The following is a 14,520-nucleotide window of genomic DNA, read 5'->3' as shown; positions in this document are numbered from 1 at the left end:
TTAGTTGATGGGGCGGAAGGTCAGGATCATCGGCGACGGCACCCGGCCATCGGTATCGCGGGGCATGGTTTCGGTTTTGTCGATGGCTTTGAGTACGGCATCGTCCCAGGCTTTGTTGCCGCTGGATTTGACCAGCTTACGGCTCAGGATGCTGCCGTCAGAGGCCGAACGCACTTCGACCTCGGCGGCCGGGTTGCCATCAAAGTTGTCGGGAAACACGATGTTGGGCTTGACCTTGGCGCTGACCTTACCGCCGTAGCCGCTGGACGGGGCGCTGGATTGCAGCGCGCTGCCCGTGGCGTTGGCCCCGCCGGTGGCTCCGGCCATGCCCGCCATGCGCTTCAGGTTGTCGGCACGCTGGGCCGCCTGGGCTTTGGCATCCGCCAGGGCCTGCGATTTTTGTGCCGCCTCCTTGGCCGCGTCTTTCGCTGCGTCTTTTGCGTCCTGCGTCGCCTTGGCTTTTTTGTCCAGCGCGTCTTGCTTCTCTTGGGCGGCTTTTTTGTCTTTGGCGCGCTTGTCGTCGGCGCGTTTTTTTTCGGCTTCTTTTTCGGCTTCTTCCGCTTTTTGGGCCTTCAGGGCTTTTTCTTTGTCGAGCTTGTCGCGCTTGGCCTTTTCGGCTTTCTCGATTTTCTCTTGCAGAGCCTGTTCCAACTTTTCGGCCTCGCGTTTCTTTTTGGCGCGCTCCAGAGCGATGTCGGCATCTTTTACGTCGGGCGCGGGCGGTTGGACCTTGGCCACGGGTTGTGGGGGCGGTGCGGGCACCGGGCGGGGGGCTTCAACCGGTGGTGGCGGGGGCGGGGGCACGTCCTCTGTTTCCACCGCTTTGGGCGCGGCCATTTGTACCGAGGACGACCAGAGCTCTGCCTCCACCGAAGTGCTTTCGGTCTGCTTCCACTGTACGTTGATGACCAACGCCACCAGCAGCAGGCCGTGGGCCAACAGGGCCAGACCGACTGCCCGCACCATGCCGGGTGGCGGGGGCGGGTTGAGGTTAAGCGTGTCCTGGGCTGCGTGCATGGAGTGCTTTATTTACCGAGCTGAACCGATAGGCCGACGCGCTGGATACCGGCGCGCTGCAAGGTGTCCATCACCTTGACTACCGACTCGTACTTGACGTTGCGGTCGGCGCTGATGACCACTGGCACGCTGGCATCGCCGTTTTGCGCGGTTTTGACGGCGCTGGCAACATCATTTTTGTTGAGCTTGGTGGTTTTACTTTTTTGCGTGAGCTCCAGCGATTCGTCTTTGGCGATGACGATCTGGATCACCCGGTCGGGCTGCTTGCCTGCTTTGCCCACGCTGGGCAGATCCACCACGCTGGGCGTGATCATGGGCGCGGTGACCATGAAGATGATCAGCAGCACCAGCATCACGTCGATGAAGGGCACCATGTTGATCTCGTTGATGGTGCGCCGTCCGCGCCCCCGTGACACCATGCTGGCCATGTTAGTTTTGTCCGGCTACGTTGCGTTGCAGGATGTTGGAGAACTCTTCCATGAACGTCTCCAGCCGGATGGCGGTGCGGTCGATTTCGCGGGCAAACCGGTTGTAGGCCACCACGGCCGGAATCGCCGAGAACAGACCGATGGCGGTGGCCACCAGCGCCTCGGCAATGCCGGGGGCCACTGTGGCCAGGGTCACCTGCTGCATGCTGGCCAGCCCGGTGAAGGCGTGCATGATGCCCCAGACCGTGCCAAACAGGCCCACGTAAGGCGACACTGAGCCGACCGAGGCCAGGAAGGACAGGCTGGACTCGATCTCGTCCATCTCGCGCTGGTAGCTGGCACGCATGGCGCGGCGGGCGCCGTCCATCAGGGTGCCGGGGTCGGTGATACGGCGTTCGCGCAGTTTTTGGTATTCGCGCATGCCGCTGGCAAAAATGCGCTCCATCGGGCCGGCGTCTTGCCCGTTTTGGGCGTTGCGTGCGGCGCTGTTGAACAGGTCGTTCAGGCTGGTGCCGGACCAGAAGTCGCGCTCAAAGGTCTCATTCAGCGCCTTGACCTTACTGAGTGCAAACAGCTTGCGAAAAATCGCCGCCCAGCTGGAAATGGACACCGCCACCAGCAGCAGCATCACCAGTTGCACCACGATGCTGGCGTTCAGCACCATAGTCCAGATTGACAGGTCTTGGGTCATTGCAGAATTTCTAAAAGAGCGGCCGGGATACGGTCGGATTTGAGGGTGTCGTAGCGCACCCAGCACAGGCGGATGCTGCCTTCGCAGAGCACGGCATCGCCGATCAAGGCTCGTTGTGCGATGGTGAGTGTGGAGCGGCCGATGTGTTCCAACCGGGCGGTCACCATGAGTTGGTCGTCCAGCCGGGCCGAGCGCAGGTATTTCACCGTGGTTTCGGCCACCACGAACATGCCGCCGCTGCTGTCTTTCAAGGTACTTTGGTGGATGCCCAGCGAGCGCAGCCATTCGGTGCGGGCGCGTTCAAAGAACTTCAGGTAGTTGGCGTAGAAGACGATGCCACCGGCATCGGTGTCTTCCCAGTAGACGCGGATGGGGTGGGTAAAGGTGGTGTTAAGCATGGGAGGGTTCATTCAACATGGTGTGCAAGCGGGCGATGGCGGTGTGCAGGTTGTCCATCGAACTGGCGGTGGAAAAGCGCAGAAATTTGTGCGTGTCGGCCGTGCCGAAGTCGCGGCCCGGGGTCACGGCCACGTGGGCGCGGTGCAGGATTTGGTATGCCAGATCCCAGCTGTCTTGGATCCCTAATTTGCTACAAATAGCAGAGCAGTCTGCCCAGGCATAGAAAGCGCCATCTGGCATTTCGGGTACTAAAAATCCAAGATCATTCAGGGCCGGGATGAAGTAGTCGCGCCGGGCTTTGAACTCGGCCCGGCGGCGCTCGAACTCGGCGATGCTGCTGTCTTCAAAGCAGGCCAGCGCCGCGTGTTGGGCGATGGTGCTGGGGCAGATAAACAGGTTTTGCGCAATCCGTTCCACCACCGGCACCAGCGCCTCGGGCAGCACCAACCAGCCGAGCCGCCAGCCGGTCATGTGGAAGTATTTGCTGAAGCTGTTGATGCTGATGATCTGGTCGTCGATGGCCAGAGCAGTCTGGCCAAACCGGTCGTCATGGCTCAGGCCCAGGTAGATTTCGTCCACCAGGGTGATGCCGCCGTGCCACTGCACCACGCTGTGGATGTCGCGCAGCACGGCCGGGGCAATGGAGGTGCCGGTGGGGTTGGAGGGCGATGCCAGCAGTACGCCCCGGGTTTTGGGCGTCCAGGCGGCGGCCACCATGTCGGCACTGAGCTGGTAGCGGTCGGCAGCGGTGGTGGGCAGTAGCACCGCCTTGCCATCGGCTGCCGACACGAAATGCCGGTTGCAGGGGTAGCTGGGGTCGGGCATCAAGATTTCGTCGCCCGCGTCAATCAACGCCAGGCAGGCGAGTTGCAGTGCGGCCGATGCCCCGGCGGTCACCACGATGCGGCTGGCCGGTACGTCTACACCAAAACGGTTGGCGTACCAGGCGCTGATGCGTTCGCGCAGGGCCAGCAGGCCGGTGGCCTGGGTGTACTGGGTGCTGCCGTTGTGGATGGCCTGGATGGCGGCGGCTTGCACCAGCGGCGGGGCGGTGAAGTCGGGCTCGCCGATGTTCAAAAACACCACGGGCCGGTCGGTGTGGGCGACTTTTTGCGCCAACTCGGACGCGGCCTTGGCCACCTCCATCACGTAAAAGGGCTCGATGGCCTGTGCGCGCCGAGAGATCCGCATGCGGTGGGGCCTTATTTTGGCGTGTTGTCGGTGTGGGTTTTGCCTACTTTGCCTGCCTTGTCGGCTTGCACTTCGGCAGCGCGCAGGCTGGGGGCCAGGCCGTTCAAGATGCCGTTGACGTATTTGTGGCCGTCGGTGCCGCCAAACTCTTTGGCTAGCTCAATGCATTCGTTCAAGACCACGCGCCAAGGCACATCCAGGCAGTTGCGCATTTCGTACACGCCAATCCACATCACCGAGCGCTCGACGGGTGAGATCTCTTGCAGGTTGCGGTCTAGCAGGGGCAGGATGAGTGCGTCCAGCTCGGCCGATTGTTCGATGCAGCCGTGCAGCAGCGCATCAAAATGCACCGAATCGGCCTTGTGGAAACCGGCCAGGTCGCGGGTGAAGTGGTCAATGGACTCGGCATCGTTGCGGCCCACGATGTGCTGGTAGAGCGCTTGCAAGGCGAATTCGCGGGCCCGGCTGCGGTCCGACTTGGCGGAGGCTTTGCGCACGCCGGTGTCGGTGAGGCCGGTACGGGACTGGCGGGGGCGCTTGGGTGCGGTGGAGGGGGCGGATGGGGAGGAGGGGGTATCGGGGTTGGTCATGCCAATTGCTCTAGTAAATTGGCCATTTCCACCGCGACACGGGCAGCGTCTGTGCCCTTGTCGGTTTGGCGGGCCACGGCTTGCGCCAGGTTTTCGGTTGTGATGATGGCGTTGGCGATCGGGATTTGGTAGTCCAACCCAATGCGGGTGACGGCGCTGCCGGATTCGTTGGCGACCAACTCGAAGTGGTAGGTTTCGCCCCGGATGATGCAGCCCAGGGCCACCATCGCGTCAAATTGCTCGGTTTCGGCCAGCGCTTGCAGGGCCAGTGGCACCTCTAAAGCGCCGGGCACTTGCAGGTGCTGGATGTTGGCAGCCTGTACGCCCAGGGCTATCAGCTCGGCTTTGCAGGCAGTGGCCAGGGCGTTGGTGATGTTCTCATTGAAGCGGGCCTGCACGATGGCGATGCGCAGCTTGCTGCCGTCCATGCGGGGATCTTGGGCGGTAAATTTGCCTTGGTTTGCGTCCTGCATATGGTTTCCTTGTGTTCTTATTGAGGCGACAGGTAGCCAACGGTTTCCAGCCCGTAGCCTGTCAGGCCGGGACTGCGGCGTGGGCTGCCCATGAGCTGCATTTTGCGCACGCCGCAGGCCAGCAGAATCTGCGCGCCAATGCCGTAGGTGCGCAGGTCCATTTGGCCGCGTTCGGGGGCCTGGGCCGGGCGGGCGGTGCCGTCAAATTGGGCTAGCAGCTCGGCGGCGCTTTCGCCGCAATTGAGCAGCACGGCCACGCCCTGGCCCTGGGTGGCAATGTGGCGCAGGCTGGCATCCAAACTCCATGAGTGCAGGCTGCGGTGGACTTCCAACACGTCGAGCACCGACAGCGGCTCGTGCACGCGGGTGGGCACGGTGTCGTCGGGCTGCCAGCTGCCTTTGACCAGCGCCAGGTGCACGCCTTGGCTGGGCTTGTCGCGGAAGGCGTGGGCGGTGAATGTGCCACAGGCGGTTTCAATCTGGCGGCTGCCTATTTTTTCGATCAGCGATTCATTGCGGCTGCGGTATGCGATCAGGTCGGCGATGGTGCCGATCTTCAGGCCGTGCTGGGCGGCAAAGATTTGCAGGTCCGACAGGCGGGCCATGGTGCCGTCGTCGTTCATTACTTCGCAAATCACCGACGCGGCGCTGCAACCGGCCATTACCGCCAAGTCGCAACCGGCTTCGGTATGGCCGGCGCGCATCAGCACGCCGCCGTCTACCGCTTGCAGCGGGAAGATGTGGCCGGGCTGCACCAGGTCGGCGGCGACAGCATTAGGGGCAACGGCTGCTTGCACAGTGCGGGCGCGGTCGGCGGCGGAGATGCCGGTGGTCACGCCCTCGGCGGCTTCGATGGAAACGGTAAACGCGGTGGCGTGTTTGGCGCCGTTGCGGGCCACCATAGGCGGCAGTTGCAGGCGTTCGCACAGCGCGCGCGACAGGGTCAGGCAGATCAGACCGCGTGCGTAGCGGGCCATGAAGTTGATGCTCTCTGCCGTGATGTGGTCGGCGGCGATGACCAGATCACCTTCGTTTTCGCGGTCTTCTTCATCGACCAGGATCACGATGCGCCCAGCGCGCATGTCCGCCACGATGTCTTCGACGGGGGAGATAGGCGATGTGGAGACCGGCTGGAGAGGGGTGGGCGATGTCATAAGGGCCAATTTGGAAAGCCGTAGCGGCAGAGTTGCCCGCAGCGCACAGGGGCGGGCGCACAGAGGGGGCGGTAAAGCGCTACAAAACCGGTCATTATCGTCGCAATTGCCGAGGGCTTTGCTTTGCGAAGGCAGGCCTCAGAACTGGTCAGAACTGGTCGCGGCCGGGGATGCGTGCCGTGATGCGCAGGTCTGGGCCGACCATGCTGGCCGAGGTGAACACCAGCGGCACGGCATCCGGCAGGCCTGCCAGCGGCAGCAGCCGGGCCATATCCAAACCCGGGCCGATGAGTTTGGGGGCCAGATAGACCAGAAATTCGTCTACCAATTCGGCCTGGATCAGAGCGCCGTTGAGGGTCTGGCCCGCTTCGACATGCACTTCGTTGATCTCGCGCCGGGCCAGCTCTTGCAGCATGGCACGCAAATCTACCCGGCCTGCCGATCCAGGGAGATAGAGTACGGTGGCTCCCACAGCTTCCAAGGCCTGTTTTTTTACATCATTTTGGCTGTTAGTGCATATATATACTGCGCGTCCAGCTATAAAAATAGGAGCATCGGTTGGCGTATCCAGGCGGCTGTCTACCACCACCAGATGCGGTTGCCGGGGGGTATTGGCCAGCCGTGCATCCAGCGTGGGGCTGTCTTTCAGCAGCGTGCCTATGCCGGTCAACACCGCACAGGCGCGGGCCCGGGATGCATGGCCGTCGGCCCGGGCGGCGGGGGAGGTGATCCACTGGCTGCGGCCATCGGCCAAGGCGGTGCGGCCGTCGAGCGAGGCGGCGATTTTCATGCGCACCCAAGGGGTTTTGCGCACCATGCGGCTGAAGAAGCCTAGGTTGAGCTCGCGCGCTTCGGCCGCGCCGGGGCCGATTTCCACGTCCACCCCGGCAGCGCGCAGGCGGGCAAAGCCGTTACCCGCCACCAGCGGGTTGGGGTCGGCGATGGAGGCCACAACTTTGCGGATTCCCGCATGGATGAGTGCATCGCAGCAGGGGCCGGTGCGGCCCTGGTGGGAGCAGGGTTCCAGGGTGACGTAGGCGGTGGCCCCTTGGGTGCTGTGGCCATTGGCAGCGGCATCGCGCAAGGCCATGACTTCTGCGTGCGGGCCGCCTACGCGCTGGGTGTGGCCGGTGCCGAGAATGTTGCCTGCCGCATCCATGAGGACGCAGCCTACGGCGGGATTGGGTGGGGCGAGCAAGCGGGCTTGGGTGGCGAGGTTGATGGCTATTTTGATGCGCAGGGCATCTTGAGATTCAGTCACGTTGCCAAGCCTTGGTAGTGGTGTGCGGCCAATGCAAGTGTGGTTTTGCATGCCTTCGGTTTTCGATAATACCCAATAAATTATATGTTTTTGGATAGTATTTTTGATTGGTAGATCATTCCCTTGGTGCGGTAGTAGGATTGTTCTTCAATGAATATTTGATCTGTTTTTCCGAGAATTTTTAACGCTATTATTTTTATGTAGCTATTGACTAGTTTTTTGTACATCCAGCGCTCGACTCCCAATATTTTCGGGTTATCGGTGGCGCGGTGATTTTTTGATAATTGGAATGATCGACCATTTCTAAAAAATCTTTGCAATATCCAAGATTTCTCCATTTGGTTTTCTCTGATGATGTGGAGTACTTTTGCTTCTTTGCAAAACCACGACTTTACATTATTTCTGGCCAATCTTGATGTAAGTTCGGATTCGGATCCCATAGCGTAGATGTTGCTTCCATCAGGCCCAAATTTGGTGTTGAATTTAAGGCCTGAATTAAAGATGCTTGTGCGAATCGCCATATTAGGGCCCCATACATAGCCATTGTTAACGGGGCCTGTTTCTAAGTGGGTAGGTGATAATGCAAAGACCATGCCTAATGGCACATGGCGCAATATCCATGCATCTGGTTTTCGAGGCCAGTGGGGTAGAATATTGCCACCAAATAAGTCATATTCTGGATTGTTGTCTGCTTGAATGCGTAGTTGGCAGAGCCAGTCGGGGTCAGGGATGGTGTCGTCATCCGTAAATACAATCAAATTTCCTTCTGTATATTTTAGGGCCTCGTTTAATGCATTATTTTTTCCACGAATTGGAACAAAAATAATCTGTAGAGGTAATTTTTCTTTAAAGGAGTGCATGATCTCTGCGGTGGAGTCAGTGCTTCCATTGTCAACCCCTATTAATTTCCAACCCCCGTTGGGTTCTTTTACATTGCAGAATGCAGCTAGGGTTGATGCTAGCGTTTTTTCGCCATTTAAGCTGGAAAAAATGACAGTGAGCAATTGACTTCTTTCTGTGTGATTATGTATATCAATTTTTATTGTTTAAATTTATGCGGAATTTAAGCTATTTTATGACTTTACTAGTCTCTGCTTATAAATACTTCAAGCTGACGAAAGCTGGCAACGGCTATGTTATTGAGTTGAGCGGGCTGAATGCGTGCTTGATCTAGCTGGTGCAATGCCTTTAGTGCCAGCGCTTCGTTGTGCGGTTCAACCTCAAACTCCCAGTGGTCGAGCTGACCACTGGAGGAAATCCATAGTTTTAATAGTATCCGCATGGAGTACCCTCGGGGCAAAACTTCCGTGTCAATGGCCCAGTCGTCATTGGGCGATGCGGGTTGGTCTACGGATTCGATCGGAAGATATTCTGTAGGGTCTTGGTTCAAGCCCGTGGGCTCTGTGGGCATAGGTGCCGTGATTTGCTTGGAGGGTTGTGCGGACTCGATAGGCGGAGGCGGCTCGTCGGGCTGCGAGGGGGCTGTTAATGCGATCTGAGTGGGTGCTGACACCAAGCTCGCGCGTACTACCAGCAGAGGTGCTGTGTTGGCTTTAACAGGCGATGTTTGCTGCCAACCTATCCAGAGCAGAGCAGTGTGTAGCCCGACCGAGCCTGTAACTGCCCACCAAAATTTACCTCTATACACAGCAGTGGATTGCCTTGCCTATTTCCAGCAGTAGGCGATCGCGGCGGCTTTTGTTGCACCTGCGGCGGCGGTGTAAGTGTCGTTCACAAGACTGCGTCGACCTAGGTGGTCGACTGTCATGTTGCCGCAGCGGTCTGTGGCCATGCCTGCGGAACTTTTGCGTGCAGCGGTGATGGTGTAGTTGTCGCGGGGGCTGGATGCGGCGTTGCTGACCGTAATTGCATACAAGGCCGCACCTTGGCCAGGTACGGGTGAGGTACTGAAGTGTGAGGGAAACTGGCTGGCATCGGTGACCGCTGTACCCGCGCTATTTTGGTCATAACGGTAGTTTTCAGAATAAAACCGCTCCATCCACTGCTGGCCAGCCAGTAGAACGGTTTGAGCTTCGGTGCGCCGGCTCCGTGCTATGTACTCGGTGTAACTGGGGAGTGCGATGGCGGCGAGTATGCCGACCACCGCGACTGTAATCATCAATTCGATCAGGGTGAAGCCACGCTGGGCTTGGGGTTTCATCATTGGGTGCTCCTTAGTCCAGGAATTTCGCGCCACTGAACGCGGCCCAGCGGGTTGTAGCACAGGTCGGCAGTCTTGCCGGAGCCTGTGATCACGGCTTTGCACACCTGGTCATTCGCGATAGTGCTTTGCTTTTTGCCGTTGACGCAACCCGCAGTTCCGTTGGTGCAAGGTGTCGAGTATTTGAGGGACGATGTGGCGTTGTTCAAAATCACAAATTTTTGGCCGGGGATGGATATACCGGCAACTGCTGCGCCATCTACGGTAAGCCCGCTGCGGGTCGTGCGGCCGGCAATGGGGTCAATCGTGAACAGGGTACTGTCAGGATCGTTGTTGCAGTTGTCACTGCCGATTTTTGAGCGCACGCTGGTGAATACCAAAAAGCCAGCCTGTAGGTCGGGCGATGTCAGCACGGCTTCGCCAGTGGTCAGCGAATCGGGTAAATTGAAATACCAGCCATCCTGGTTACCCCATTCGATAGGCGTGAAGGTTTGGGTGCCTGATGTGTCTGTACTGTCGGCCGTGACCGTCACGTTGCCGGTGGTGGCATTGCGCGCATAGGTGCGCTGCACCAGGGTCGTGGCGTTGGCCGGAATCATGGGGCCGGTGCCAGTGGTGACATTGGCAAACGAGGGGTTGTCCCACACACCATAGAAACGCTGCTTGACCGTGCCTTTGATAGGGAAATCTCCGGTTTCAAACGCATTGCCAGTGCCGAAATTGATGATCAGGCCGTCAAAAGCCGGATATACGTATTCGGGTGCCGTGGTGATGGCCAGCGGGGTAGCTGCGCTATTGCCTGTTCCAGGATATTGCGCCGTGAACAAGGGGCGGTTGGTGATCCCGTCCGCCGTTTTGTAAGCGACCTTCCAATTCACGGCGTTGGTGCTGCTGATGTCGAACTTCCACATATTGCCCTTGAGGTCGCCTGCGTACACCACATCGGCGGTACCGTTGCCGTCTCGGTCAATCCACAAAGGGGTCGCGAGGCCATTTTTGGTGCCATCGGTAGGGGCCTCGGCTGCCACGATCTTGACGTACTGGCCTGTTGTGCTGGTCGAACTAATGCGGTTCCACTTTCCGGTACTGGAGTCAGGGCCATCGACAAACAACAGGTAGAGCGCCGCCTTGCCGCTGGCGGACTTCACACCATTGTTGAGTAGCAGCGCAAATTTTCCGTTGTTCAATTTCACCACCGGGCTGGCCTGGCCGCTGTTGCCATTGATGCCGATGTCTCCCACTACATAGCCCAGGTCGCTCACGGTTTCACCGGTTTGAATGTCGTCGTCTGCGCTGAACTGCCACTTGAAAAGTGTATTGGCGCTGCCCTCGTTCAGGCTGCTCCATGAGGCCGAGTTCTCGGAGCCCGATACGTCTAGCGCAAATACGCCACGTCCACCACGTCCCAGGGTGCTAAACAGGTAGGTTGCCCAGGTACCGTTTTCTGTGGCGGTATTGATGCCGGTGGTGATACCCAGTTTGACATCGGCGGTAAAAGGGTTGCCGTCTACATACGGCCACACAGTGCCGTTGGCATCGGGTTTGTTTTCGGAGGTGTCTTGCGTGAAGTTACTTGTGGTGGTGCCGATGGTGACCGAGGTGCGCCCCGTGCCGCCGCGTTGCATGGGGATTTCGGCCAGCCGGTTGGCCACCATACCCGGGACATAGGCAAACTTTTCGGCAAGCGTACTGGGGTCAAATGCGTGCATCATGCCGTCATTGGCTGCCACCCACAGCAGTTGCGGGCGGGTTGTGCGTTTGGACGAAAAATTTGCGTATCCGGGCGATTGGTTGATTAAAAAGTTGGCCTGGGGCGGGTTCTGCATCCACGGGGTCGAGTTGACGATGGGGCCCAGCATGTTGTCTCCGCGCACGCGCAAGCCGGTCGAGGCGTTCTCTAGTGACTGGTCGCCCCGCATGTACTGCACCAGGCGCTGGGCGTTTGCCTCGGTCAGTGTGTTGGTGCTACTGGTCGTGAGCAGTGTTTTGTAGCCTGCGGGCAATATGTTGGGTTCGGTGGCGCTCCACCGGAATGGGATGGCGGGTGCGGTGGCGCTGGTGGTTCGGTTACCCAGGTTGGTGATGATGACCCGTGAGTTGCCTTTATCGCCTGAGCTGCCGTCGGTGCCGCTGGTGCGTGTGCGCAGCAGTTGCCCGGCGCGCAAACTGGGCTCTGTTGCAAAGTTACCACCCTCATCAGAGTCGATAAATGGGTAGGCTTCGAGGTTGCCGGTCACTTTTCCTGAATCAAAACTTACTTTGTAGTTGAAGCTTCCGCCATCGAGTTCTGGGCCGCTAGATGCAGGGGCTGCGTTGGCTTGTTTGGTCAGGCTGTCGAGCGCGCGGCGCAGCTGGTCTTCCAGCAGGTCGGGGCGGCGGGCCAAAAAGTAACCATCGGGTGTGTCATCTTGCCCAGCACTGCCGTCGGTTTTAACCGCGTCGTAGCTTGCGATGGTCAAGGGTGTGGTGGATGCACTGTTGTAGACGTAGTTCTCAGAGCTGAAACTGCCGTATTTGGCGGCGTACCAAAGTGGGTCTTGGAGCGTGATGTCGGTGGCCCCCAGCATTTGGAGGGTGCTTGTCTTCAGGTAATTTGCGTCATACACGGTATTGCTGTCCGATGCGACCTTGCATGCACCCTGGTCTCCATTGTTGTTCGAGGCCAAATAAGCGGCTTCGCCACACTGGTAGCCAGCAGCCCTGGTATTTCCGCCAGTGGCAAGCAGGGCGTTGTCATAGTCGGCTGTAACCATGTGGCGGTGGGTCAGCAGGCGTCCGTCGTTATTGGTTCCAATCACACTAAAGCCATAGGCTCCCATAGAGCCCATGCCCACGTTGACGATATCGGTACTGATTTTGATGTCATAGCCAGAAGGTGAACCGGTGGTTGTCACCGCCACGTCATAGCGTAAAAATCCCGCAATATCCATGTCGTAGTCGCCGCCAAATGTGCGGTTATTCCAGGTCACCAAAAAGGTGGCCCACGGCAACACCCCAGTGGGTGAGGCGGCGATTGCATCAAACGTGAGCACCGACATAGGCATGCGTACTCCGAGTCGGTCTGAGGTGGCACCAAGTGCCTCTGGTGTGATATAGACGTATTTTGGAGGGGTACCCGAATTTGGAACGGGCACCTTGATCACAGGGGCTCCGCCTGTCAATGCGGCAGCGTAGGTTTTGACCTTGAGTGCGGTGCTGGGCAAGTCGACGGGCAGCGTCATGCTGGTGGTGTCGCGCACCCGGTGGGTGTTGGCATAAAAAGCCGCACCGGCCACTTTGTAGGTGCCTGCGGTGGTGGGTGCCTCGGGGCAAATACCAAATACCGAAGAGAGGCTATCGACCGTTTTGGCTGAGCAGCCTGCGGCTACGGTGTCTGCCGTAGCCAAGGTGCCAGAAGTTGCGGCCACCGAGCGTGAAGTTCCCTTAATGCCCTCCATCACCCCGATGGTGTCGGTGAAGTTCGACAGGGTTTGCGATTCCCGATTGGGCAAGTCGGCAAACTGGGTGTCGGCACCCTGGTCAAAGCTCAGTGCACTGCTGGACAGTGCAAGCACGTTCAAGGGCCGGCAGATGTTGCGGCCGTACAGTGTTTTACGGGCTGCATTAATGCTGCCGGTGTCGCTCAATGGGTCGCGCCAAGTGGCGACGGGCAAGCCCTTGGCGGTATCGTTGGTGGTGCTGCCTGGATTGGTGCTGGTCGCACCCGCGTAATACTTCAGGGCCTGCACCATCATTTCACCGATCGGGTTGCCCCAGGCAGGAAAGGTGCCGTCGGTCAACTCACTCGGTAGGGTCGTCGAGGCACCGGGGTAGCTGCTCGTCGTTTTACCGTATAAAACAATGTTGTCCATAGCCTTGATGGCACCGGTGCCTGTGGTGCGTGTGTCTGCCAGCGTGGTGCAGCCACTGCTGGTTGCATGGCAAAAAACGCCCGTGGTCGTATTGACCTCGTCGCGCATATCGCCAATGTTGCGACGCAGAGCCCCGGCGGTGATGTTCTTGTCGTAGCTGCCACTGATCATGCCGAATTCAGTGCGGGCCGTGGTGGAGGTGGCACTGGGCAAGCCAAACTCTTGCAGCAAACCCTCGGGTTTGCTGCTGGACGCATAGCTACGGCAGTACTTGGTGTCGAGCAGATTGGCAACGCACACAGCCACACGGACGGTTAGTTCAGAGGCGTTGCCTAGCGCCCCATCCGAGGCCGTGCTGGGCCGATTCACCTCATGTGCAATGCCACCTTTGCCGTAAAGCTCATCTTTGTAGTATCTCGCCAGTTTAGGCCCCAATTGGCCGCCGCCTGTGGCGGTGCCGGCGGCGGAACCCGGCCCCCATTGGCAGGCCTGCCCTTCGACAGTGGCCCAAAGTTTGTAGTTGCCTTTGGCCAGAAGCATCAACGGCGTACCGCCTTCACTATCGCTGTTGGAGCGGTTGCAGATGCTGAGTCCGGCATAGGTTCCTACGCCACCAGTGGTGGCATTGGAGCCGGTAGTTTTCGTCAAATTGGATGTTGTGAACGGGGTGAAGTGTTCAATGTCGAGGCCTTTGTAGTACTTAACAAAACCATGCGAATCCATGCTCAAAGGGGCTCGCTCTAGCACTGTGGTTGTGGCCGTGTCTGTGGAGCGCTTACCTCCGTACAGTAGTTTGCGAATCACATCCAAGCGCGACATGGTGGCCCAGTTGAGGAAGTTGCCGCTCCAGCGCCCGGCAGTATTACTTTTACACGAGTAGCCTTGGACCGTGACCGTCGCGGGGTTTGTATAGGTGTACGAGGTGTCCGCTGCGGCGCTCGGGTTGAACCTCGCGTCGCCAGTGCTATAGGCGTAGCACTTGGTGGAGTCAAAGTAGCCGTAGTACTTGAAGCTGGGCAGGTAGGTGGTGTCGAGCGCGCCATCTCCATTGATGTCTTCAAAGTCGGTGTAGATGGGGCTAAACAGCGTGTGGTCTTTGGATGTCACCAACATCATCATTGGCCGATTGGCATTGGTCACGATGTTGGGTGGCACGGCGGGTTGCGGGGTTGACACCGCAACCGCATCGGCCCATGCAGGCAGCATGGGCATCCACAGCGCTGCAATGAGCAGGCACTTGGCAAAGACGAGGGGGATTTTCATGGTGCGGTACTCCTGGGAAACGCGGGTTCAACGGCCGAGCA

The 14,520-nt window shown here is 58.9% G+C and carries 13 protein-coding genes; all 13 read right to left on the bottom strand.

The window, feature by feature from the left end; translation table 11 throughout:
• Nucleotides 1–1,017, bottom strand: coding sequence for a cell envelope integrity protein TolA (gene tolA / locus AC0969_RS03200; protein WP_479622679.1), 1,017 nt, complete (start codon nucleotides 1,015–1,017; stop codon nucleotides 1–3).
• 8 nt (nucleotides 1,018–1,025) lie between these two features.
• Nucleotides 1,026–1,445 carry a protein TolR gene (tolR, locus tag AC0969_RS03195; protein WP_479622678.1) on the bottom strand — a complete coding sequence of 140 codons (420 nt, stop codon included), beginning with the start codon at nucleotides 1,443–1,445 and terminating at the stop codon, nucleotides 1,026–1,028.
• Between the two features lies 1 nt (nucleotide 1,446).
• Nucleotides 1,447–2,136, bottom strand: a complete 690-nt coding sequence (gene tolQ, locus AC0969_RS03190; RefSeq protein ID WP_479622677.1) for a protein TolQ — start codon at nucleotides 2,134–2,136, stop codon at nucleotides 1,447–1,449.
• The gene (gene ybgC / locus AC0969_RS03185; RefSeq protein ID WP_479622676.1) at nucleotides 2,133–2,534 is read right to left on the bottom strand and encodes a tol-pal system-associated acyl-CoA thioesterase; all 402 of its coding nucleotides are present in this window, start codon (nucleotides 2,532–2,534) and stop codon (nucleotides 2,133–2,135) included. Before ybgC ends, tolQ begins: the two co-directional genes overlap by 4 nt.
• Complete coding sequence (locus tag AC0969_RS03180; protein ID WP_479622675.1) at nucleotides 2,527–3,726, bottom strand: pyridoxal phosphate-dependent aminotransferase; 1,200 nt, start codon at nucleotides 3,724–3,726, stop codon at nucleotides 2,527–2,529. The genes ybgC and AC0969_RS03180 overlap by 8 nt, the downstream gene beginning before the upstream one ends.
• An 11-nt stretch (nucleotides 3,727–3,737) precedes the next feature.
• Nucleotides 3,738–4,316 (bottom strand): transcription antitermination factor NusB, encoded by a 579-nt coding sequence (gene nusB, locus AC0969_RS03175; protein ID WP_479622674.1) that lies wholly within the window; start codon nucleotides 4,314–4,316, stop codon nucleotides 3,738–3,740.
• Complete coding sequence (gene ribH / locus AC0969_RS03170) at nucleotides 4,313–4,789, bottom strand: 6,7-dimethyl-8-ribityllumazine synthase (RefSeq protein WP_479622673.1); 477 nt, start codon at nucleotides 4,787–4,789, stop codon at nucleotides 4,313–4,315. The genes nusB and ribH overlap by 4 nt, the downstream gene beginning before the upstream one ends.
• Before the next feature lie 17 nt (nucleotides 4,790–4,806).
• The gene (ribBA, locus tag AC0969_RS03165) at nucleotides 4,807–5,943 is read right to left on the bottom strand and encodes a bifunctional 3,4-dihydroxy-2-butanone-4-phosphate synthase/GTP cyclohydrolase II (protein WP_479622672.1); all 1,137 of its coding nucleotides are present in this window, start codon (nucleotides 5,941–5,943) and stop codon (nucleotides 4,807–4,809) included.
• Nucleotides 5,944–6,091: 148 nt separating this feature from the next.
• Nucleotides 6,092–7,204 carry a bifunctional diaminohydroxyphosphoribosylaminopyrimidine deaminase/5-amino-6-(5-phosphoribosylamino)uracil reductase RibD gene (ribD, locus tag AC0969_RS03160; protein ID WP_479622671.1) on the bottom strand — a complete coding sequence of 371 codons (1,113 nt, stop codon included), beginning with the start codon at nucleotides 7,202–7,204 and terminating at the stop codon, nucleotides 6,092–6,094.
• Nucleotides 7,205–7,284: 80 nt separating this feature from the next.
• A complete protein-coding gene (locus AC0969_RS03155) occupies nucleotides 7,285–8,208 on the bottom strand; it encodes a glycosyltransferase family 2 protein (RefSeq protein WP_479622670.1) in 924 nt (307 codons plus the stop codon).
• Nucleotides 8,209–8,288: 80 nt separating this feature from the next.
• Nucleotides 8,289–8,594 (bottom strand): hypothetical protein, encoded by a 306-nt coding sequence (locus AC0969_RS03150; RefSeq protein ID WP_479622669.1) that lies wholly within the window; start codon nucleotides 8,592–8,594, stop codon nucleotides 8,289–8,291.
• A 276-nt stretch (nucleotides 8,595–8,870) separates the two neighbouring features.
• A complete protein-coding gene (locus AC0969_RS03145) occupies nucleotides 8,871–9,368 on the bottom strand; it encodes a type IV pilin protein (RefSeq protein ID WP_479622668.1) in 498 nt (165 codons plus the stop codon).
• Entirely contained in the window at nucleotides 9,365–14,479 is a 5,115-nt protein-coding gene (locus tag AC0969_RS03140; protein ID WP_479622667.1) for a pilus assembly protein, read from the bottom strand. The genes AC0969_RS03145 and AC0969_RS03140 overlap by 4 nt, the downstream gene beginning before the upstream one ends.
• Nucleotides 14,480–14,520: the final 41 nt, after the last annotated feature.

The sequence above is a fragment of the Rhodoferax sp. LB1P47 genome, from assembly GCF_056521445.1.
Note: the sequence above shows the minus strand (reverse complement) of the source record. Positions and strands in the feature narration are given on the sequence as shown.

Coding starts and splice junctions, on each gene's coding strand:
- nusB (WP_479622674.1), bottom strand. CDS start 4,316: ATGACCAACCCCGATACCCCCTCCTCCCCATCCGCCCCCTCCACCGCA.
- AC0969_RS03180 (WP_479622675.1), bottom strand. CDS start 3,726: ATGCGGATCTCTCGGCGCGCACAGGCCATCGAGCCCTTTTACGTGATG.
- ybgC (WP_479622676.1), bottom strand. CDS start 2,534: ATGCTTAACACCACCTTTACCCACCCCATCCGCGTCTACTGGGAAGAC.
- tolQ (WP_479622677.1), bottom strand. CDS start 2,136: ATGACCCAAGACCTGTCAATCTGGACTATGGTGCTGAACGCCAGCATC.
- AC0969_RS03140 (WP_479622667.1), bottom strand. CDS start 14,479: ATGAAAATCCCCCTCGTCTTTGCCAAGTGCCTGCTCATTGCAGCGCTG.
- tolR (WP_479622678.1), bottom strand. CDS start 1,445: ATGGCCAGCATGGTGTCACGGGGGCGCGGACGGCGCACCATCAACGAG.
- ribH (WP_479622673.1), bottom strand. CDS start 4,789: ATGCAGGACGCAAACCAAGGCAAATTTACCGCCCAAGATCCCCGCATG.
- AC0969_RS03145 (WP_479622668.1), bottom strand. CDS start 9,368: ATGATGAAACCCCAAGCCCAGCGTGGCTTCACCCTGATCGAATTGATG.
- tolA (WP_479622679.1), bottom strand. CDS start 1,017: ATGCACGCAGCCCAGGACACGCTTAACCTCAACCCGCCCCCGCCACCC.
- ribBA (WP_479622672.1), bottom strand. CDS start 5,943: ATGACATCGCCCACCCCTCTCCAGCCGGTCTCCACATCGCCTATCTCC.